General features: G+C 50.1%; 32 protein-coding genes. 31 read left to right on the top strand and 1 reads right to left on the bottom strand.

What is annotated here, in order from left to right:
- Positions 1–289: 289 nt before the first annotated feature.
- Positions 290–877, top strand: a complete 588-nt coding sequence (locus PORUE0001_RS10605; protein WP_007365595.1) for a four helix bundle protein — start codon at positions 290–292, stop codon at positions 875–877.
- Positions 878–1,093: 216 nt separating this feature from the next.
- Positions 1,094–1,591: a transposase gene (locus PORUE0001_RS06050; RefSeq protein WP_007365601.1), complete on the top strand. Its 498-nt coding sequence runs from the start codon at positions 1,094–1,096 to the stop codon at positions 1,589–1,591.
- Between the two features lie 289 nt (positions 1,592–1,880).
- Here PORUE0001_RS06050 and PORUE0001_RS06055 read toward each other — a convergent pair whose 3' ends face one another.
- Positions 1,881–2,147: a DUF4248 domain-containing protein gene (locus PORUE0001_RS06055; protein ID WP_039865727.1), complete on the bottom strand. Its 267-nt coding sequence runs from the start codon at positions 2,145–2,147 to the stop codon at positions 1,881–1,883.
- A 467-nt stretch (positions 2,148–2,614) separates the two neighbouring features.
- Between PORUE0001_RS06055 and rpsL the strand changes: the two genes are divergently transcribed.
- From rpsL to rpsM, 29 genes are all read left to right on the top strand, one after another.
- Entirely contained in the window at positions 2,615–2,992 is a 378-nt protein-coding gene (gene rpsL, locus PORUE0001_RS06060) for a 30S ribosomal protein S12 (RefSeq protein WP_004331537.1), read from the top strand.
- A 372-nt stretch (positions 2,993–3,364) separates the two neighbouring features.
- Positions 3,365–3,841: a 30S ribosomal protein S7 gene (gene rpsG, locus PORUE0001_RS06065; protein WP_004331548.1), complete on the top strand. Its 477-nt coding sequence runs from the start codon at positions 3,365–3,367 to the stop codon at positions 3,839–3,841.
- Positions 3,842–3,862: 21 nt separating this feature from the next.
- Positions 3,863–5,986 carry an elongation factor G gene (fusA, locus tag PORUE0001_RS06070; RefSeq protein ID WP_007365589.1) on the top strand — a complete coding sequence of 708 codons (2,124 nt, stop codon included), beginning with the start codon at positions 3,863–3,865 and terminating at the stop codon, positions 5,984–5,986.
- A gap of 18 nt (positions 5,987–6,004) precedes the next feature.
- Positions 6,005–6,310, top strand: coding sequence for a 30S ribosomal protein S10 (rpsJ, locus tag PORUE0001_RS06075; protein ID WP_007365558.1), 306 nt, complete (start codon positions 6,005–6,007; stop codon positions 6,308–6,310).
- A gap of 21 nt (positions 6,311–6,331) precedes the next feature.
- A complete protein-coding gene (gene rplC / locus PORUE0001_RS06080) occupies positions 6,332–6,949 on the top strand; it encodes a 50S ribosomal protein L3 (RefSeq protein ID WP_007365559.1) in 618 nt (205 codons plus the stop codon).
- On the top strand, positions 6,949–7,572 hold the full coding sequence (gene rplD, locus PORUE0001_RS06085) for a 50S ribosomal protein L4 (protein WP_007365605.1): 624 nt from the start codon (positions 6,949–6,951) through the stop codon (positions 7,570–7,572). Before rplC ends, rplD begins: the two co-directional genes overlap by 1 nt.
- Before the next feature lie 27 nt (positions 7,573–7,599).
- Positions 7,600–7,893, top strand: coding sequence for a 50S ribosomal protein L23 (gene rplW, locus PORUE0001_RS06090; protein WP_007365572.1), 294 nt, complete (start codon positions 7,600–7,602; stop codon positions 7,891–7,893).
- A 3-nt stretch (positions 7,894–7,896) separates the two neighbouring features.
- Positions 7,897–8,727, top strand: a complete 831-nt coding sequence (rplB, locus tag PORUE0001_RS06095; RefSeq protein ID WP_007365597.1) for a 50S ribosomal protein L2 — start codon at positions 7,897–7,899, stop codon at positions 8,725–8,727.
- Between the two features lie 31 nt (positions 8,728–8,758).
- Positions 8,759–9,022, top strand: a complete 264-nt coding sequence (gene rpsS / locus PORUE0001_RS06100) for a 30S ribosomal protein S19 (RefSeq protein ID WP_004331550.1) — start codon at positions 8,759–8,761, stop codon at positions 9,020–9,022.
- A 42-nt stretch (positions 9,023–9,064) separates the two neighbouring features.
- A complete protein-coding gene (gene rplV / locus PORUE0001_RS06105; RefSeq protein ID WP_007365590.1) occupies positions 9,065–9,478 on the top strand; it encodes a 50S ribosomal protein L22 in 414 nt (137 codons plus the stop codon).
- 5 nt (positions 9,479–9,483) lie between these two features.
- Positions 9,484–10,233 carry a 30S ribosomal protein S3 gene (gene rpsC / locus PORUE0001_RS06110; protein ID WP_007365584.1) on the top strand — a complete coding sequence of 250 codons (750 nt, stop codon included), beginning with the start codon at positions 9,484–9,486 and terminating at the stop codon, positions 10,231–10,233.
- A gap of 15 nt (positions 10,234–10,248) precedes the next feature.
- A complete protein-coding gene (gene rplP / locus PORUE0001_RS06115) occupies positions 10,249–10,683 on the top strand; it encodes a 50S ribosomal protein L16 (RefSeq protein ID WP_007365583.1) in 435 nt (144 codons plus the stop codon).
- 21 nt (positions 10,684–10,704) lie between these two features.
- Positions 10,705–10,899 (top strand): 50S ribosomal protein L29, encoded by a 195-nt coding sequence (gene rpmC, locus PORUE0001_RS06120; RefSeq protein WP_007365594.1) that lies wholly within the window; start codon positions 10,705–10,707, stop codon positions 10,897–10,899.
- Positions 10,900–10,924: 25 nt separating this feature from the next.
- Entirely contained in the window at positions 10,925–11,179 is a 255-nt protein-coding gene (gene rpsQ / locus PORUE0001_RS06125) for a 30S ribosomal protein S17 (protein WP_007365593.1), read from the top strand.
- A 3-nt stretch (positions 11,180–11,182) separates the two neighbouring features.
- Positions 11,183–11,548 (top strand): 50S ribosomal protein L14, encoded by a 366-nt coding sequence (gene rplN, locus PORUE0001_RS06130; RefSeq protein WP_007365575.1) that lies wholly within the window; start codon positions 11,183–11,185, stop codon positions 11,546–11,548.
- A gap of 18 nt (positions 11,549–11,566) precedes the next feature.
- Complete coding sequence (gene rplX / locus PORUE0001_RS06135) at positions 11,567–11,887, top strand: 50S ribosomal protein L24 (RefSeq protein WP_004331525.1); 321 nt, start codon at positions 11,567–11,569, stop codon at positions 11,885–11,887.
- Positions 11,888–11,889: 2 nt separating this feature from the next.
- The gene (gene rplE, locus PORUE0001_RS06140) at positions 11,890–12,444 is read left to right on the top strand and encodes a 50S ribosomal protein L5 (protein WP_007365581.1); all 555 of its coding nucleotides are present in this window, start codon (positions 11,890–11,892) and stop codon (positions 12,442–12,444) included.
- Positions 12,445–12,459: 15 nt separating this feature from the next.
- On the top strand, positions 12,460–12,738 hold the full coding sequence (rpsN, locus tag PORUE0001_RS06145) for a 30S ribosomal protein S14 (protein WP_007365563.1): 279 nt from the start codon (positions 12,460–12,462) through the stop codon (positions 12,736–12,738).
- A 479-nt stretch (positions 12,739–13,217) separates the two neighbouring features.
- Entirely contained in the window at positions 13,218–13,613 is a 396-nt protein-coding gene (gene rpsH / locus PORUE0001_RS06150; RefSeq protein ID WP_004331545.1) for a 30S ribosomal protein S8, read from the top strand.
- Between the two features lie 21 nt (positions 13,614–13,634).
- Positions 13,635–14,186, top strand: coding sequence for a 50S ribosomal protein L6 (gene rplF, locus PORUE0001_RS06155; protein WP_007365567.1), 552 nt, complete (start codon positions 13,635–13,637; stop codon positions 14,184–14,186).
- A 30-nt stretch (positions 14,187–14,216) separates the two neighbouring features.
- Entirely contained in the window at positions 14,217–14,561 is a 345-nt protein-coding gene (gene rplR, locus PORUE0001_RS06160) for a 50S ribosomal protein L18 (protein ID WP_004331528.1), read from the top strand.
- A 15-nt stretch (positions 14,562–14,576) separates the two neighbouring features.
- Positions 14,577–15,095, top strand: a complete 519-nt coding sequence (rpsE, locus tag PORUE0001_RS06165) for a 30S ribosomal protein S5 (protein ID WP_004331511.1) — start codon at positions 14,577–14,579, stop codon at positions 15,093–15,095.
- Between the two features lie 24 nt (positions 15,096–15,119).
- On the top strand, positions 15,120–15,296 hold the full coding sequence (gene rpmD / locus PORUE0001_RS06170; protein ID WP_007365557.1) for a 50S ribosomal protein L30: 177 nt from the start codon (positions 15,120–15,122) through the stop codon (positions 15,294–15,296).
- 23 nt (positions 15,297–15,319) lie between these two features.
- Complete coding sequence (gene rplO / locus PORUE0001_RS06175) at positions 15,320–15,784, top strand: 50S ribosomal protein L15 (protein WP_007365568.1); 465 nt, start codon at positions 15,320–15,322, stop codon at positions 15,782–15,784.
- An 11-nt stretch (positions 15,785–15,795) separates the two neighbouring features.
- Positions 15,796–17,142: a preprotein translocase subunit SecY gene (gene secY, locus PORUE0001_RS06180; protein ID WP_007365553.1), complete on the top strand. Its 1,347-nt coding sequence runs from the start codon at positions 15,796–15,798 to the stop codon at positions 17,140–17,142.
- Between the two features lie 44 nt (positions 17,143–17,186).
- Positions 17,187–17,978, top strand: a complete 792-nt coding sequence (gene map, locus PORUE0001_RS06185) for a type I methionyl aminopeptidase (RefSeq protein ID WP_007365606.1) — start codon at positions 17,187–17,189, stop codon at positions 17,976–17,978.
- Position 17,979: 1 nt separating this feature from the next.
- Complete coding sequence (infA, locus tag PORUE0001_RS06190; RefSeq protein WP_004331513.1) at positions 17,980–18,198, top strand: translation initiation factor IF-1; 219 nt, start codon at positions 17,980–17,982, stop codon at positions 18,196–18,198.
- 35 nt (positions 18,199–18,233) lie between these two features.
- The gene (gene ykgO, locus PORUE0001_RS06195) at positions 18,234–18,350 is read left to right on the top strand and encodes a type B 50S ribosomal protein L36 (protein WP_004331524.1); all 117 of its coding nucleotides are present in this window, start codon (positions 18,234–18,236) and stop codon (positions 18,348–18,350) included.
- An 83-nt stretch (positions 18,351–18,433) separates the two neighbouring features.
- The gene (gene rpsM, locus PORUE0001_RS06200; protein WP_007365562.1) at positions 18,434–18,814 is read left to right on the top strand and encodes a 30S ribosomal protein S13; all 381 of its coding nucleotides are present in this window, start codon (positions 18,434–18,436) and stop codon (positions 18,812–18,814) included.
- Positions 18,815–18,818: the final 4 nt, after the last annotated feature.

Here is an 18,818-nt window from a genome sequence, read left to right on the forward strand (position 1 = left end):
TCGGAGCTATCAGAGTGGTCGGAGCTATCGGAGTGGTCGGAGCCATCGGAGTAGATCTGAGTGATCAGAACCATCGGAGTAGATCAGAGTGATCAGAGCCATCGGAGTAGATCAGAGCGATCAGAAAGGTTTGTCTTTGACTGAGAAAGTGTATATTTGCAGGCAAGGAGGGAGGAGCTGATGGCTCAGATGGCTCAGATGACTCAGATGATTCAGATAGCTCAGATGACTCTGATGGCTCCGATCCCTCCGATCTCTAATCTCTAATCTCTAAAATCTCCCCCCCCCCATGTCCGAGTCGTTCTTGACACAATCTGGTAATCCTCGCAACCTACGTGTCTATAAGGTTACAGAGGTGATCTACGACCTGACCTATTACTTTACACAGCACTACTTACAGCGAGGGGATCGGACCATTGACCAAATGGTGCAGGCAGCACGCTCTGGTAAGCAAAACATCATCGAGGGCAACGAGGCTGCAACGACCTCTCTAGAGAGCAACATCAAACTAACGAATGTGGCGCGCGCTAGTCTGGCTGAGCTATTGACCGACTACGAAGACTACCTGCGGGTACGTAACCTGCCACTCTGGGGTGCCACGCACCCTCGCTACGAACGTATACGTAGCTACGCCCGTAGTGAGGAGTTGCAACAAGAGTACCAGGCACTGATGTCCCGCCTAAGAGCGTGGCTTGGTCGTGATCGACAAACGACTCGGAGGGGCCCCGTGATGTGTGTCACCCGTGATGTGTGCCAATTCTGCCGTGTAACGGTTTTGATGTGTAACGGCTGTAGGGACGCACGGAAGTGTCTAGCGGGAGGGCGTCCGTTGAATCAAAGGTTACGGTGTCCCATTGTATCAAAGCGTGACGAGTAACCCTTTGTAGGGACGCACGATCTGTGCGTCCGTTGAATCAAAGGTTACGGCATCCGTTGTGTCAAAGATTCCAGCGCCCGTGATTTTAACGGGAACGGACGCACAGATCGTGCATCCCTACAGCGGGCTACACGTCAGCGAGATATACGTTCGTCTGATTTGTAGACTATCTCAATTATTGTTACTTTTGCGCTGTATCTCAAGCACGCATCTTATATGTACCCCCCTTGCTACAATGATCGTAAATCTCCCCGTGCGTCCTTTCACGATTACAAAGCTGGTGTCTACTTCATAACTATCTGCACTAAAGATAAGCAACATTACTTCGGTAAAATCCAAGATGGCATCATGCATCTTAGTCCCATAGGGGAGTTTTGTCAGGAACAATGGGAGAAGGTCTCCGACCATAACCCCTATGCGACCGTTCCGCTATTCGTCGTCATGCCGAACCATGTTCATGCTATCGTGTCGATCAATCAAGAGACGGAACGTGCTATCCAGAAGACGGATCGAGAAACTTTAGCGATTGTTGTAGGAGGCATAAAGCGTGAGGTTACCATGTTTGCACGCCAGCATAAGATGGTGTTCGACTGGCAGTCAAGGTTTTATGACCGTATCATCAGGAACCGTAAAGAGGGAAACAGTATAGCGAACTACATTGAAAACAATGTGGCACGCTGGGACAGCGACGACTATTACAGTCGGGAGCCATAATGACGTGCAGCCCCGTCGTAATGGAAACGGACGCACGAGACGTGTAGCAAAATGTAGGGACGCACGGGGCGTGTCCAGTCGGAGGGCATCCGTTGTGTCAATGCGGGACGAGTAACCCTTTGTAGGGACGCACGATCTGTGCGTCCGTTGTATTAAAGGTTACGGCATCCGTTGTGTCAAAGATTCCAGTGTCCGTGGTTTTAACGACAACGGACGCACAGATCGTGCGTCCCTACAATGGGTTACTCGTCAGATGGTTCGTCCCTACACTTTGCTACTCGTCTTCGGCTTAGTCGTCGGCGTAGATGTAGTGCTGCGGATGCCCTAGGTAGCGGACGATCAGGTGCACCATGGCGGGGGTGTAGCTACGACAGCCAGATCGGTAGCCGATCTTCGAGAGCTTCTCGAGGAGTTCGCTATCACCTCGTATGAGGTGCCTTAGGTGGCGTGTCGCACTAGAGGGTAAAACATCGGGGAAGTAACGCATGGCGAGCTCCTGCACGCCATAGCTTCGTACCAAGAATAGGCACGACTCATCTTGCATAGTCTGAGACATAGTCAGTAAATGAAAAGGTTAAGTATAAGTGTTTTGCCGAGAGAAGCTGTGTCGTCTTAAGGAGTGCTTCTGTCGTCACTGCAAAGATAGTGAATTTAGAAGTTAGGGGTTAGATCGAGACAAGTAGCGAAATGTAGGTACGCACGGTCGTGCGTCCGTCCCCGTTAAAGCCCTGACACTGTAACTTTTGACACAACGGACGCTCGACCGAGCGTCCCTACAGCCGTTACTCGTCCAGTGCTTCACGACAACGGTTACCCATCCGATAGCTCCGATAGCTCTAACCTCTAACCTCTAATCTCTAATCTCTACTCCCGCTTGTTGGGTCAAAAAGTTTTTGTACCTTTGTCCTCGCTATGCCTACTATAGGTAGTTGTGATGTGTGCGTTGATGCGCTTTCGCAAGCTCATAGCAGGGTAGCACGAGAATCATAATTGTATATCAAGAATTAAGTAAACGAGAAGTTAATGCCTACTATCCAACAGCTAGTAAGAAAGGGACGAGAGACCTTTGAGGAAAAAGGTAAGTCTCCAGCCTTAGGTTCATGCCCACAGCGTCGTGGCGTCTGTGTCCGCGTTTACACAACCACCCCTAAGAAGCCTAACTCGGCTATGCGTAAGGTGGCTCGTGTACGTCTGACCAACGGCAAGGAGGTGAATGCCTACATCCCTGGTGAGGGTCATAACCTTCAGGAGCATAGTATCGTATTGGTGCGTGGCGGTCGTGTCAAGGATCTGCCTGGTGTACGCTACCATATAGTGCGTGGCGCACTCGATACAGCTGGTGTCGACGGTCGTCGCCAGCGTCGCTCTAAGTATGGAGCTAAGCGTCCTAAGGCGAAGTAAACTAGTCGCCTAGATTGAGATGCCGTGGCGAGGTGCTGGATGGCCTACTGTCCCCCTCAGCCGACTACTACCCCTAGCGGGTGAGTACACTATATATAGGTACATCAGCGAGTACCTCTCCCCACAGAAATATCTATAGACACTCCTAGTCGCAGTGCACGCGAGCTCACTAGAGTCCTGCATGTCTCGCATGGGGAGTGCAATCTAAATCTAGTAACCACACTTGTTCTCGTGGTGCTATTTGGATAAGCTAATCCTTGAGAGATCAAGGGTAGGTTGAGTAAATGCTCCAGAGGGGGCGTTGAAGACAACAGATCATTATGATGGCAACCCAAATAAGACGACGAGACAATAGTATAATATCACGAAATAATGAGAAAGGCTAAGCCTAAGAAGAGGCAGGTACTGCCCGATCCCGTGTTTGGAGATCGTCAGGTCACAAAGTTTGTGAACCACCTCATGTATGATGGCAAGAAGAGTCTTGCATATAGCATCTTCTACAGAGCCCTTGACATCGTCAAGGATAAGATGTCGCAAGAGGAGAAGAGCGCCCTGGAGATCTGGAAGGCAGCTCTCGATAATGTAACCCCTCACGTGGAGGTCAAGTCTCGTCGTATCGGAGGAGCAACCTTCCAAGTGCCGACAGAGATACGTCCAGAGCGTCGGGAGTCTATCTCCATGAAGAATCTGATCATCTTCGCTCGCAAGCGTGGTGGTAAGACGATGGCTGACAAACTGGCAGCAGAGATTATGGATGCCTACAATAGTCAGGGTGGTGCCTTCAAGCGTAAGGAGGATGTACACCGTATGGCTGAGGCTAACCGTGCTTTCGCACACTTCCGCTTCTAATCCATCACTAACCAAGAATCTATGTCTGCAATTCATTCTAAGCTCGAGCAAACTCGTAATATCGGTATCATGGCGCACATTGATGCTGGTAAGACGACGACCTCTGAGCGCATACTCTTTTACACTGGACTAACACACAAGATCGGAGAGGTACACGATGGTGCCGCTACGATGGACTGGATGGAGCAGGAGCAGGAGCGTGGTATCACGATCACATCTGCTGCAACTACGACCTTCTGGACCTATGGTGATAAGAAGTATAAGATCAATCTGATCGACACTCCGGGACACGTTGACTTCACCGTTGAGGTGGAGCGTTCACTCCGCGTCCTAGATGGTGCCGTGGCTACTTTTTGCGCTGTGGGCGGTGTACAGCCTCAGAGCGAGACAGTATGGCGTCAGGCTGATAAGTATAAGGTACCACGTATCGCATATATCAATAAGATGGACCGCTCGGGCGCAAACTTCTACGAGGTACAGCGCCAGATGGTCGAGATGCTCGGAGCTAAGGCTTGTCCTATCCAGATCCCAGTAGGGGAGGAGGACTCCTTCAAGGGTGTCATAGATCTGATCACTATGAAGGCTATCATATGGCATGATGAGACCATGGGTGCCGAGTATGAGATCGACGAGATCCCCGACAATCTCCGTGCTGATGCTGAGGAGTGGAGAGATAAGCTCCTAGAGACGCTCGCAGAGACTGACGAGACGCTCATGGAGAAGTACTTTGAGGATCCCTCTACGATCACTGAGGATGAGATCCGTGTAGCTATCCGCAAGGCTACGCTAGCTATGGAGATCTTCCCGATGCTATGTGGTTCTTCATTTAAGAATAAGGGTGTACAGACGCTCCTAGATGCTGTCTGTGCTTATCTTCCTAGCCCTGTAGACACGCCAGAGGTGGTAGGTCATGCAATAGACTCTGACAAGGAGGAGGTACGTGAGGTCGATCCCGAAGCTCCTATGAGTGCGCTCGCCTTCAAGATCGCTACCGACCCCTTCGTAGGTCGTCTCTGCTTCTTCCGCGTGTATAGTGGTCACATTGACGCTGGTAGTTACGTCTTCAACTCTCGCTCTGGCAAGAAGGAGCGTATCTCACGTCTCTTCCAGATGCACTCAAATCATCAGAACCCGATGGAGACTATCGGTACGGGTGATATCGGTGCTGGCGTGGGCTTTAAGGATATTCGTACGGGTGATACGCTCTGTGATGAGAATGCACCGCTCGTACTGGAGTCTATCGACTTCCCCGATCCAGTGATCGGTATCGCTGTAGAGCCTAAGACGCAGAAGGATATGGATCGTCTCGGTGTCGGTCTGTCTAAGCTTGCTGAGGAGGACCCAACGTTTGTCGTCAAGACGAACGAGGAGACGGGTCAGACCGTCATCAGCGGTATGGGTGAGCTACACCTTGATATCATTATAGACCGTCTGAAGCGTGAGTTCAAGGTCGAGTGTAACCAGGGTAAGCCTCAGGTGGCTTACAAGGAGGCTGTCACTCAGACAGTAGACCTGCGCGAGGTATACAAGAAGCAGTCAGGTGGTCGTGGTAAGTTTGCTGATATCATCATCAAGTTTGGTCCAGCAGACGAGGACTTCGACGGAACGCTACAGTTTGTCGACGAGGTGAAGGGTGGTAACATCCCGAAGGAGTTTATCCCCTCAGTCCAGAAGGGCTTTGAGAAGGCTATGAAGAGTGGTGTCCTCGCAGGTTATCCTCTAGATAGTCTTAAGGTGACACTGGTAGATGGATCTTTCCACCCGGTAGACTCTGATCAGCTATCCTTTGAGGTGGCAGCTATGATGGCCTTCAAGGAGGCTTCTGAAAAGGCTAGCCCCGTCCTCATGGAGCCTATCATGCAGCTTGAGGTGGTAACACCTGAGGAGAACATGGGTGACGTGATCGGCGACCTCAACAAGCGTCGTGGTCAGGTCGAGGGTTCAGAGGTCAACCGCTCTGGCGCTCAGGTTATCAAGGCTAAGGTGCCTCTGAGCGAGATGTTTGGCTATGTGACCGCCCTGCGTACGATCACGAGTGGTCGTGCCTCCAGTACGATGAGCTTCTCGCACTACGCAGAGGTCTCTTCGTCAATAGCAAAGAAGATCCTTGAGGAACTCAATGGTCGCGTTGATTTGATAAAGTAATAATCTCACAATATAGTAATGAGCCAAAAGATCAGAATCAAGCTGAGGTCATACGACCACATGCTCGTAGACAAGTCTGCCGAGAAGATCGTCACGGCCGTACAGAATACTAATGCGCTGGTCAGTGGTCCTGTACCACTGCCCACGCATAAGCGTATCTTTACGGTGAACCGCTCCACCTTCGTCAATAAGAAGAGCCGTGAGCAGTTTGAGCTAAATGCTCACAAGCGTCTGATCGACATCTACAACGCCTCAGCACCTACGATTGATGCGCTGATGAAGCTGGAGATGCCCAGTGGCGTAGACATCGAAATTAAGTATTAACCAGAGTAATCAACTACAGAAATGCCAGGATTATTAGGAAAGAAAATCGGAATGACATCCGTATTCAGTGCCGAGGGCGTCAATGTGCCATGCACTGTCATCGAAGTAGGTCCTTGTGTAGTGACTCAAGTAAAGACTGCTGACCGTGATGGTTATGAAGCGATCCAGCTGGGCTTTCAGGATGCTAAGGATAAGCATACGACACGCCCACTACAGGGACACTTCAAGGCAGCCGGAGTGACAAACAAGCGCCACTTGGCCGAGTTCATGGGCTTTGGATCAGATTACAAGCTCGGTGATGAGATCACCGTGGAGCTCTTCAACGATACGCACTATGTGGACGTACACGGGACGAGCAAGGGTAAGGGATTCCAAGGTGTAGTCAAGCGTCACGGATTCGGTGGTGTCGGTCAGTCGACACACGGTCAGGATGACCGTCTGCGTGCTCCCGGTGCTGTCGGTGCATGCTCTTACCCTGCGAAGGTCTTCAAGGGTACACGCATGGCTGGACAGATGGGCAATAAGCGCGTCACAGTTCAAAACCTCGAGGTGATCAAAGTAATGCCCGAGCACAATATACTTGTACTCAAGGGTAGCGTGCCAGGGGCTAAGGGTTCAATCATAGCAATAGAGAAGTAATGGAACTATCAATCTACAATATACAAGGTGAAGATACGGGACGTAAGATAGCCTTGGAGAGCTCCGTCTTTGGTATAGAGCCCAATGATCACGCTATCTATCTAACCGTCAAGCAATACCGAGCTAACCAGCGCCAGGGTACGCACAAGACCAAGGAGCGCAGTGAGATGAGCGGCTCCACACGCAAGCTATTCCGCCAGAAGGGTACGGGTGGCGCTCGTCGTGGTGATATCAACTCTAACATCCTACGTGGTGGTGCGCGCGTCTTCGGACCTCGCCCACGTAGCTACAGCTTCAAGCTCAACAAGAAGCTCCGCCAGCTAGCACGTCGCAGTGCCCTCACCTACAAGGCTCAGGACAATCAGATCATGGTACTGGATCAGCTCTCTTTTGAGGCTCCCAAGACCAAGTCTTTTGTGAGCATGGCAAAGGCACTCAACGTAGATGGTCAGAAGACTCTCTACGTGGTCTCACAGATAGAGGATACGGTAGCACTCAGTGCTCGCAACATCCCTGGTGTCAGCATCATACGTGCTCAAGATCTCAATACTTATTGTGTGCTGGATTGTCGCAAGATAGTCTTCACAGAGGATGCTCTAGCACAGGTCAATGAGATGTTTTAAGTCGAAACACAGTAGTAGAGCATTGATATGGGAATCATAATCAAACCAATAATCTCAGAGAAGATGACAGCAATCACTGAGAGCAATCAGCAGAGGTACGCCTTTCTAGTAGCGCCTACTGCCAACAAGATTGAGATACGTAATGCTGTCGAGAAGATGTACAACGTCAAGGTCGATAGTGTCAACACCTGTCGCTACGACGGTAAGCGCTCAAGCCGCTATACCAAGTCTGGTGTCATCACGGGTCGTAAGCCAGCCTTCAAGAAGGCTTTCATCACGCTCCAGGGTGAGGATACAATCGATTTCTTTAGCAATATATAAGCAATGGGAATCCGTAAACTAAAGCCCGCAACGCCGGGGCAAAGACACAAAACTATTGGTGCATTTGACGCCATCACTGCCAGTGCACCAGAGAAGTCTCTTGTAGTTGGAGCTCGTAAATCGGGTGGTCGTAACAATACTGGCAAGATGACCATACGCAACGTAGGCGGTGGTCACAAGCGTAAGTATCGTCTCATCGACTTCAAGAGAACGAAGGATGGCATCCCCGCTACAGTCAAGAGTATCGAGTATGATCCAAACAGATCATCTCGCATCGCACTCCTATACTATGCCGACGGAGCTAAGAGCTATATCATCGCTCCTAACGGACTGACTGTAGGCCAGCAAGTGATGTCAGGTGACAACGCAACACCTGAGGTAGGTAACGCACTACCACTAGCTAAGGTACCTGTCGGTATGATCGTGCACAACGTAGAGCTACGCCCTGGTCAGGGTGGTAAGCTGGTACGTAGTGCTGGTGCCTTCGCACAGCTGGTAGCTCGTGAAGATAATTATGTCGTACTACGTATGCCTAGTGGAGAGACTCGCCGTATCCTCGCAGCATGCAAAGCTACGATAGGTAGTGTCGGTAACTCCGATCACGCACTCGAGAGATCAGGCAAGGCTGGCCGTACACGCTGGCTAGGTCGCAGACCACGAGTACGCGGTGTCGCTATGAACCCTGTCGATCACCCAATGGGTGGTGGTGAGGGTCGTGCCTCTGGAGGACACCCACGCTCACGTACGGGTCTATACTCTAAGGGTCTTAAGACGAGAGCTCCTAAGAAGCACTCCTCTAAGTACATCATCGAGAGAGCCAAGCGTAAGAAGTAATCATTGTATCATTTAAGCAAGAACTAAACACATGAGTCGTTCACTTAAGAAAGGGCCATTTATCAGCGTTAAGCTCGAAAAGAAAGTTTTGGCTATGAATGAAAGTGGCAAGAAGTCAGTCATCAAGACTTGGTCTCGCGCCTCAATGATTTCTCCAGACTTCGTGGGACATACGATCGCCGTACACAATGGCAAGAGTTTTATACCTGTATTTATTACAGAGAATATGGTGGGTCACAAGCTCGGAGAGTTCGCTCCTACGCGTACCTTCCGTGGTCACTCTGGCAATCGCTAGTTAGCACCCCTGTAATAAATCGAATCAAAGTAATTATCACACATGAGTGCCAATAATCAAGATACAATAGAGACGACCGCTCAGGAGACGGTGACACAGCCAGCTGTAGCTAGGCTACGCAACGTGCCCACATCTCCTCGTAAGATGCGTCTAGTCGTCGACAATATAAGAGGCATGGAGGTAGAGCGCGCGATGGCTACACTAAGATTTAGCTCTCGTCGTGTAGCTGCTCAGCGTGTAGAGCAGCTCATACGTAGCGCTGTCTCTAACTGGGAGCAGCTCAACGGTCGCAAGGCTGATGAGGGAGAGCTCTACGTCTCCAAGGTTTATGTAGACGAGGGTGTCACACTCAAGCGTCTACGCCCAGCCCCACAAGGCCGTGGCTACAGAATCCGTAAACGTTCGAATCACATAACCGTGTGGGTCGACCAAATAGTTAATAACGTAGCTAAGTAACTGACATGGGACAGAAGATTAATCCAATAGCAAACAGACTCGGCTACATACGTGGTTGGGACTCTAACTGGTTTGGTGGTCGTAACTATGGCGATACCCTAGTAGAGGATGACCGTATCAGAAAGTACCTACACACTAGACTGTCAGGTGCTCTCGTGAGCCGAATCATCATAGAGCGTGCCCTCAAGGTAGTCACCATAACCATCTGCACCGCTCGCCCTGGCATGATCGTCGGAAAGGGTGGTCAAAATGTGGAGAACCTCAAGGCTGAGCTCAAGAAGGTCACAAAGGCTGACAACATACAGATCAACATCTACGAGGTGCGCAAGCCTGAGGTGGATGCTGTCATCGTGGCTAACGATATAGCGCGCAAGCTAGAGGGACGTATGTCATACAGACGTACAGTCAAGATGGCTATCGCAAACGCTATGCGTGCTGGCGCTGAGGGTATCAAGATACAACTCTCTGGTCGTCTCAACAATGCTGAGATGGCTCGCGCAGAGCTATACAAGGAGGGACGTACCCCACTACACACACTACGTGCAGACATTGACTATGCTCAGACTGGAGCTCTCACCAAGGTGGGTATGATAGGTGTCAAGGTTTGGATCATGAACGGCGAGGTATACGAGCGTCGCGATCTAGCTCCTGACCTCTCACAGCCACGCCGTCAGGCAGGACGCCGAGGTGGTGACTCTCGTGGTGATCGTCGTGGTGGCTTCCGTCGTGGAGGACGCAATAGATCTAATCGCTAATCAAAGACCACAGCTATGTTACAACCTAAGAAGACTAAATTTAGAAGGCAACAAAAGGGCCGCATGAAGGGCAATGCACAGCGTGGCAATCAGCTCGCATTTGGTTCTTTTGGTATCAAGAGCCTAGAGAGTAAGTGGATCACTGGCCGTCAGATAGAGGCTGCTCGTATTGCGGTAACGCGTTACATGCAGAGACAAGGACAGGTCTGGTGTCGCATCTTCCCCGACAAGCCAATCACAGCAAAGCCTGCTGAGGTGCGAATGGGTAAAGGTAAAGGTAATCCCGAGGGTTTTGTCGCTCCTGTGACTCCTGGTCGTATGCTCTTTGAAGTAGAGGGCGTACCCTACGAAGTTGCCAAGGAGGCGCTACGTCTGGCTGCTCAGAAGCTACCAGTCACGACAAAGTTTGTCGTACGTCGAGACTACGACGCTGCTAATCCTAATGTTTAATCCGCTAGACCTTATACAGCTATGCAGATAAGCGAAATCAAAGAGCTCACAACGGAGGAGATCCGTGAGCGCATAGAGGCTGAGCAGGCCACCTATCAGCAGAAGAGGATAGACCACTATGTCTCTCCAGCTGAGAATCCTGCAGCTTTTAGAGAGCAGCGTCGCACGATCGCTCGTCTCAAGACTGTCCTCGCTGAGCGAGAGACAAATAACTAACCCTGCAGAATAGACTATTATTCACATGGAAAGAAATCATAGAAAAGAGCGCATCGGGATCGTCACCAGCAACAAGATGGAAAAGACCATCACCGTAGCCTCCCGCTTCAAAGAGAAGCACCCTATATATGGTAAGTTCGTCAGCAAGACTAAGAAGTACTATGCACATGACGAGAAAAATGAAACGAACGTCGGTGACCGTGTCCGCATCATGGAGACGCGTCCTCTGAGTCGCACCAAGCGTTGGAGACTCACCGAGATTATAGAAAGAGCGAAGTAAACTATGATACAGCAAGAATCAAGACTCAATGTAGCAGACAATAGTGGTGCTCGCGAGGTACTCTGTATCCGTGTACTCGGTGGCACTCGTCGCCGTTATGCTTCGGTCGGAGATATCATCGTGGTGACCGTCAAGAGCGTCATCCCCTCCAGCGATATGAAGAAGGGTACCGTCGCTAAGGCTCTCATCGTAAGAACCAAGAAGGAGATACGTCGCACTGATGGTTCCTACATCCGCTTTGATGACAATGCCTGCGTACTACTCACCCCCAATGGAGAGCTACGTGGTACACGTATCTTCGGTCCAGTAGCTCGTGAGCTACGTGCCGTCAATATGAAGGTCGTGTCTCTGGCTCCTGAGGTCCTTTAACTTATAAAGAGAATAGAGATGAGCAAGTTTCATATTAAGAAAGGCGACATCGTCATGGTAAATGCTGGAGACGACAAGGGCAAGACAGGACGTGTCCTCAAGGTTCTCGTCAAGAAGCAGCGTGCGATCGTCGAGGGACTCAACATGGTATCTAAGCATACCAAGCCCAATGCACAGAACCCCCAGGGAGCTATTCTCAGCATGGAGGCTCCAATACATATATCTAACCTGAACGTGCTAGATCCTCAGTCTGGCAAGGGAACGCGTATCGGACGTCGCCGTGATGACAACGGTAAGCTCGTACGCTTCGCTAAGAAGTCAGGAGAAGTAATCAAGTAACTATGGCACTGACAGTAAATCTTAAGAAGCTATACACAGAGCAGATCGCTCCCGATCTGATGAAGCACTTTGCCTACAAGAGTAGCATGCAGGTGCCCCGCCTAGAGAAGATCGTCATCAATCAAGGCTTGGGCATGGCTACAGGTGACAAGAAGATCATCGATGTAGCTATCGATGAGCTCACACAGATCACCGGACAGAAGGCAGTAGCGACACACTCACGCAAGGATATATCCAACTTCAAGCTACGTAAGCAGATGCCTATCGGTGTCATGGTTACACTGCGTGGAGACCGTATGTACGAGTTCCTAGAGCGTCTCGTACGTGTAGCTCTCCCACGTATCCGTGACTTCAAGGGTATCAACTCTAAGCTGGATGGACGTGGTAACTATACGCTGGGTATCTCAGAGCAGATCATCTTCCCTGAGATCAACCTCGATAGTATCACGAAGATACTAGGGATGAACATCACGTTTGTAACCTCTGCTCCTACCGATGAGGAGGGCTTCGAGCTACTCAAGCGCTTTGGTCTCCCCTTCCGTACTACTAATAAGTAAGATACACATAGGTTTATGGCAAAAGAATCAATGAAGGCCCGTGAGGTCAAGCGCCAGAAGCTAGTTCAGAAGTATGCGAAGCGTCGTGCCGAGCTCAAGGCTGCTGGAGACTATGAGTCTCTGCAGAAGCTACAGACACTCCCTCGCAACTCCTCTCCAGTGCGTCTGCACAATCGCTGCAAGATCACGGGACGTCCCAAGGGTTATATGAGACAGTTTGGCATCAGCCGTATCCAGTTCCGCGAGATGGCTTCTGCTGGTCTTATCCCTGGGGTGAAGAAAGCCAGCTGGTAAAAAATCTCTCGTCGACACCCACATACTAGGACAGAGACCTCTCGTAGACAAATCGTCTATAGAGAGTCGCAAGGCTCAGATATACTATGCTGAGAGCGAGTTGGAGCGTCATGCACAGCCTACACGGCGAGCATGATATGCTCCTGATAAGCTCCGAAAGTTTTCATAGTATCTAGACTATTTGTATCTTTGCCTAGAATTGTCCTCTCATATATCCCCTCCACACTGGAGGGTGTGTATGAGATGCTCGCACTCTCTAGAGTGAGAGCGTGGGGCGATGACTGACAGCGAATCAATTAAATATTGTCTGGGGTAGCCTATCACTCATAGCTCCCAGCCTTGGTATACGTGACTCCTATTATATAGGTGATCATCCCTTTCGCAAGAAGGGTAGTGACCCTAGAGGAGTAGATGATACGTTAGGCAAAGAGCTTAGAGCAAGCTAGGAACCCTCCAGATCAATTTAATCTTAATACACAATGACAGATCCAATAGCAGATTATCTCACCCGATTGCGCAATGCAATCAAAGCGGGGCACCGTGTGGTAGAAATCCCAGCTAGCAACATCAAGAAGGATATCACCAAGATCCTCTTTGACAAGGGCTACATCCTCAACTACATGTTTGAGGAGGAGGGATGCAAAGGAACCATCAAAGTCGCCCTCAAGTATGACCTCTCTAACAAGGTCAACGCAATCAAGTGCCTCAAGCGTGTCTCACGCCCAGGCTTACGTAAGTATGTAGGCTACAAAGATATGCCTCGCGTACTCAATGGACTAGGTATCGCCATCCTATCTACATCTCACGGTGTCATGACTGACAAAGAGGCTCGTGAGCTCAAGATCGGTGGTGAGGTACTATGTTATGTATATTAATCCTCCTTATAGCAAAGCAATATGTCTAGAATAGGTAAACTACCCATAGCTATACCACAGGGCGTGACCGTCTCTCAGGAGGATCACTACGTAACAGTAAAGGGCCCCAAGGGTGAGCTCAAGCAATACATAGATCCTCGCATCGAGGTCTCTATACAGGACGGTGAGATCACACTCGCACGCCACTCTGACGAGCGCCAGGAGCGCTCTCTGCACGGTCTCTACCGTCAGCTAATTCACAACATGGTGACAGGTGTACACGAAGAGTTCACCCAGACACTCGAGCTGATTGGTGTCGGTTACCGTGCTACCAATCAGGGGCAGATCCTAGAGCTCTCGCTAGGCTTCACGCACGCCATCTATCTAGTACTTCCCAATGAGATCAAGATAGAGACACAGATGGTGCGCAATCAGACCCCAAAGATCATCCTAAAGTCTTGCGACAAGCAGCTACTAGGACAGGTCTGTGCTAAGATTCGTTCATTCCGCAAGCCAGAGCCATACAAGGGCAAGGGTGTTCGCTTCCTCGGTGAGGAGGTACGCCGCAAGTCTGGTAAGACGGCTGGTAAGTAAGTCGTATCCACTATCTAAGTAAAGAGTCATATGAACAAGAAAGCACAAAGAAGAAAGCACATCAAGACACGTGTGCGTGGCAAGATAAGTGGTACACCCCAAAGACCACGTCTATCTGTATTCAGAAGCAATAAGCAGATCTACGCACAGGTCATTGACGATATAGAAGGACGCACCCTAGCAAGCGCCTCCTCACTCAAGATGGAGACCTCTGGAACTAAGAAAGAGGTAGCTGCTCAGGTAGGACAGGAGATAGCTCGTGTAGCTCTTGCTGCTGGTATTGATACCGTGGTTTTCGATCGTAATGGATATCTCTATCACGGTCGTGTCAAGGAGCTAGCAGATGCAGCTCGTACAGGAGGTCTCAAATTCTAAATCATAGAGCACATCATGGCAATAGCAACAAATAGAGTCACAGCTACCAATGATCTAGATCTTAAGGATCGCCTAGTAGCTATCAATCGAGTAACTAAGGTCACAAAGGGTGGTCGCACCTTTACCTTTGCAGCGATTGTTGTCGTCGGTAACGAGGATGGCGTCGTAGGCTATGGTATGGGTCGTGCCAGCGAAGTGCCCGCAGCCATCGCCAAGGGCGTAGAGGCTGCTAAGAAGAATCTCATACGTGTTCCCATCCACAACGGGACCATACCTCACGAGCAGATCGGTCGCTTCGGAGGTGCTCGCATCTTGCTGCGCCCAGCCTCTGCAGGTTCGGGAGTCATCGCAGGAGGTGCTATGCGTGCGGTACTAGACAGTGTAGGCGTTACCGATGTCTTGGCAAAGAGCCAGGGCTCAACGAACCCTCACAACCTCGTCAAGGCTACCATCGCAGCACTCGCTGAGCTACGCAGCCCCTTGATGGTTGCGCAGAGCAGAGGTATCTCTGTAGAGCGTGTGTTTAAAGGATAATCACCTAGACAAGTAAAGAGTATTATGGCAAAAATCAAAATCGAGCAAGTCCGTAGTCGCATACGGTGCAACAAGTCTCAGAAGCGCACCCTCGATGGTCTAGGTCTTCGCAAGATGCACCAGATTGTAGAGCATGAGGATACCCCTCAGATCAGGGGTATGGTGGCCAAAGTACACCACTTGGTTCAGGTCGTAGAGTAATAAAATATAGACAGATAATAGCAATGGACTTATCTACACTCAAGCCAGCCGAGGGCTCTGTTCACTCTCGTCGTCGTATCGGTCGTGGTCAGGGATCTGGCCGTGGTGGCACGTCTACACGTGGACATAAGGGAGCCAAGTCTCGCTCTGGATACAAGCATAAAGTCGGATTTGAGGGCGGTCAGATGCCTATACAGCGTCGTCTACCTAAGTTTGGCTTCAACAATATCAATAGGGTAGAGTATCGTCCTGTGAACCTAGCTGCTCTTGAGCAGTTGGCACAGAATACGGAGTTCTTCCCTAATCAAGCAGAGACAGCTGTCATTACTAAGGACAAGCTCGTCGAAGCAGGGCTAGCCTCACGTAATGAATCCGTAAAGATCCTAGCACAGGGCGAGCTGACACGACCCATACAGGTCGAGGCAGACGCATACTCAGCTCGTGCCAAGGAGCTCATCGAGGCTCAGGGAGGATCTATACTACAATAAGATAAGCTGATATGCGGTTAGTAGATACAATTAAGAATATATGGAAGATTGAGGATCTGCGTAAGCGGATTCTCATCACTATCCTGTATGTGGTTATATACCGACTAGGTAGCTTCGTCGTACTGCCAGGGGTCAATCCTGATACACTGACCAGTCTAGCTAGCCAGACCAGTGAAGGTCTGATGGCTCTGCTCAACATGTTTTCGGGAGGTGCCTTCTCCAATGCTTCGATATTTGCTCTAGGTATCATGCCTTACATCTCGGCAAGTATCGTCATGCAGCTGGCAGCGATTATCATTCCCTCCATGCAGAAGATGCAGCGTGAGGGTGAGAGTGGACGACGCAAGATCAATCAGTGGACACGCTACCTGACGGTGCTGATTCTGTTGATTCAGGCTCCAGCCTATCTATTGAATCTAGACATGCAGCTACGCGCTGCTGGAGCGTCGCTACCTTCGGGCTTCATGTATCGTGTATTTGCTACCGTCATACTAGCAGCGGGCAGTATGTTTGTCCTTTGGCTAGGTGAGCGCATTACAGACAAGGGTGTCGGCAATGGTATCTCATTCATCATCCTTATCGGTATTATCGCTCGTCTGCCTCATGCGCTGATAGCGGAGTTTAACTACCGTCTCATCAGTGCTTCGGGAGGACTTGTAGCATTCCTTGCTGAGATCGTATTCCTACTGTTCGTTACGGCAGGAGCTATCCTACTGGTACAGGGTACACGCAAAGTGCCCGTGCAGTACGCCAAGCGTGTCGTGGGGAATAAGCAGTATGGAGGTGCACGTCAGTATATACCTCTCAAGGTAAATGCTGCCAACGTGATGCCTATCATCTTCGCTCAGGCGATCATGTTTATCCCCATCTCACTAGCTAGCTACTTCACAGGAGGCGATGGTACACCCTCGCGCTTTATCCAGGTATTGTCTGACAATACGAGCTTCTGGTACAACTTCATCTTTGCTACGTTGATCATCCTTTTCACCTACTTCTATACGGCGATTACGATCAACCCCACACAGATGGCCGATGACCTCAAGCGCAACAATGGATTCATCCCAGGTGTCAAGCCTGGACGTAGCACGCGAGACTACCTCGACGGTATCATGGATCGTATCACACTACCAGGAGCATTCTTCCTCGCACTGGTTGCTATCATGCCAGCCTTTGCTCAGATCTTGGGTATAAGTTCGGCATTTGCACAGTTCTTCGGAGGTACATCACTGCTGATCCTCGTAGGTGTGGTCCTAGATACACTACAGCAAGTCGAGAGTCACCTACTGATGCGTCACTACGATGGTCTACTGAAGAGTGGACGTATCAAGGGACGTACGGGATCCGTATCAGCATATTGATACTCCTTACAGTAGTGTTGTTTCATTTGAATATATTCAAGTAGATGATTTACCTAAAGACATCAGAGGAGATAGAGCTGATGCGCGTGGCCAACAGACTCGTTGGAGAGACCTTGGGTGAGGTGGCAAAGCACATTGCTCCTGGGGTTACGACCAAGCATCTAGACACGATCGCCTATACCTTTATATGTGATCACGGAGCTACTCCTGCGTTCTTAGGTTATGGAGGCTTCCCCGCTAGTATCTGTACCTCGATCAATGATCACGTGGTACATGGTATCCCTTCGGATCGAGAGATACTTCGCGAGGGAGACATCATCTCCGTAGATTGTGGTACGCATATCAACGGCTTTACAGGCGACAGTGCTTATACCTTTGCTGTAGGAGAGATCGATCCCGAGGTGGAGCGTCTACTGACGGTCACTCGAGACTCCCTCTACCTAGGCATCAAGCAAGCTGTCGAGGGGCACAACGTGGGGCATATCGGAGCCGCCGTCCAGCGCCACTGTGAAGCTCATGGGTATGGTGTCGTCCGTGAGTTGGTCGGACATGGTATCGGGCATGCGATGCACGAAGATCCCAACGTCCCCAACTACGGTTATCCTGGAGTTGGACCCAAGCTACGAGCAGGTATGTGTATCTGTATTGAGCCTATGGTGACGATGGGACGTCGCAAGGTCGTCTTTGAGTCTGATGGATGGACTGTCCGCACGCATGACGGCAAGCCTGCAGCGCACTTTGAGCACTGCCTCGCCATTATGCCAGATGGTCAAGCGCCCCAGATCCTCTCTACATACGAGTATATCAAAGAAGTATTAGGCACACGAGAGTTTTAATATGGCCAAGCAAACAGCTATTGAGCAGGATGGAGTCGTCCTAGAGGCACTGAGCAATGCAATGTTCAAGGTACAGCTCCAGAACGGACATATCATCACGGCACACATATCGGGCAAGATGCGTATGCACTTCATCCGTATCCTGCCAGGAGACAAAGTCAAGGTAGAGATGTCTCCGTACGACCTCACACGTGGTCGCATCTCCTATAGATACAAGTAATCAAGTCATAGCGACAATCAGAATAAGAGCATACTATGAAAGTCAGAGCATCAATCAAAAAGCGATCAGAAGACTGTAAGATCGTCAGACGCAAAGGTCGTCTGTACATCATCAATAAGAAGAATCCTAAGTTCAAGCAGCGTCAAGGATGAGCTTAGGGATGAAGCTCCGCACATCACTTAGGATGACGGAGAGTCAGCTTATCACGCAACAAACATCACACAGTATATAGAGTATGGCAATAAGAATCGTCGGCGTCGATCTGCCGCAAAACAAGAGAGGTGAGATAGCCTTGACCTATATATATGGTATAGGTCGTAGCAGCGCTGCTCGCATCTTGGATGCTGCAGGGGTCGATCGCAACATCAAGGTCCAGGATTGGACAGATGATCAAGCTGCAGCTATCCGTGAGCAGATCTCCAATGGCTACAAGGTCGAGGGTGATCTACGCAGCGAGAAACAGCTCAACATCAAGCGTCTCATGGACATCGGTTGCTACCGAGGCATCAGGCATCGTATCGGTCTCCCACTACGTGGTCAGAGCACCAAGAACAATGCCCGTACACGTAAGGGTAAGCGCAAGACAGTCGCTGGTAAGAAGAAGGCAACTAAGTAATAGA

Origin of the sequence: Porphyromonas uenonis 60-3 (assembly GCF_000174775.1) — a bacterium.
Classification (GTDB): Bacteria; Bacteroidota; Bacteroidia; order Bacteroidales; family Porphyromonadaceae; genus Porphyromonas; species Porphyromonas uenonis_A.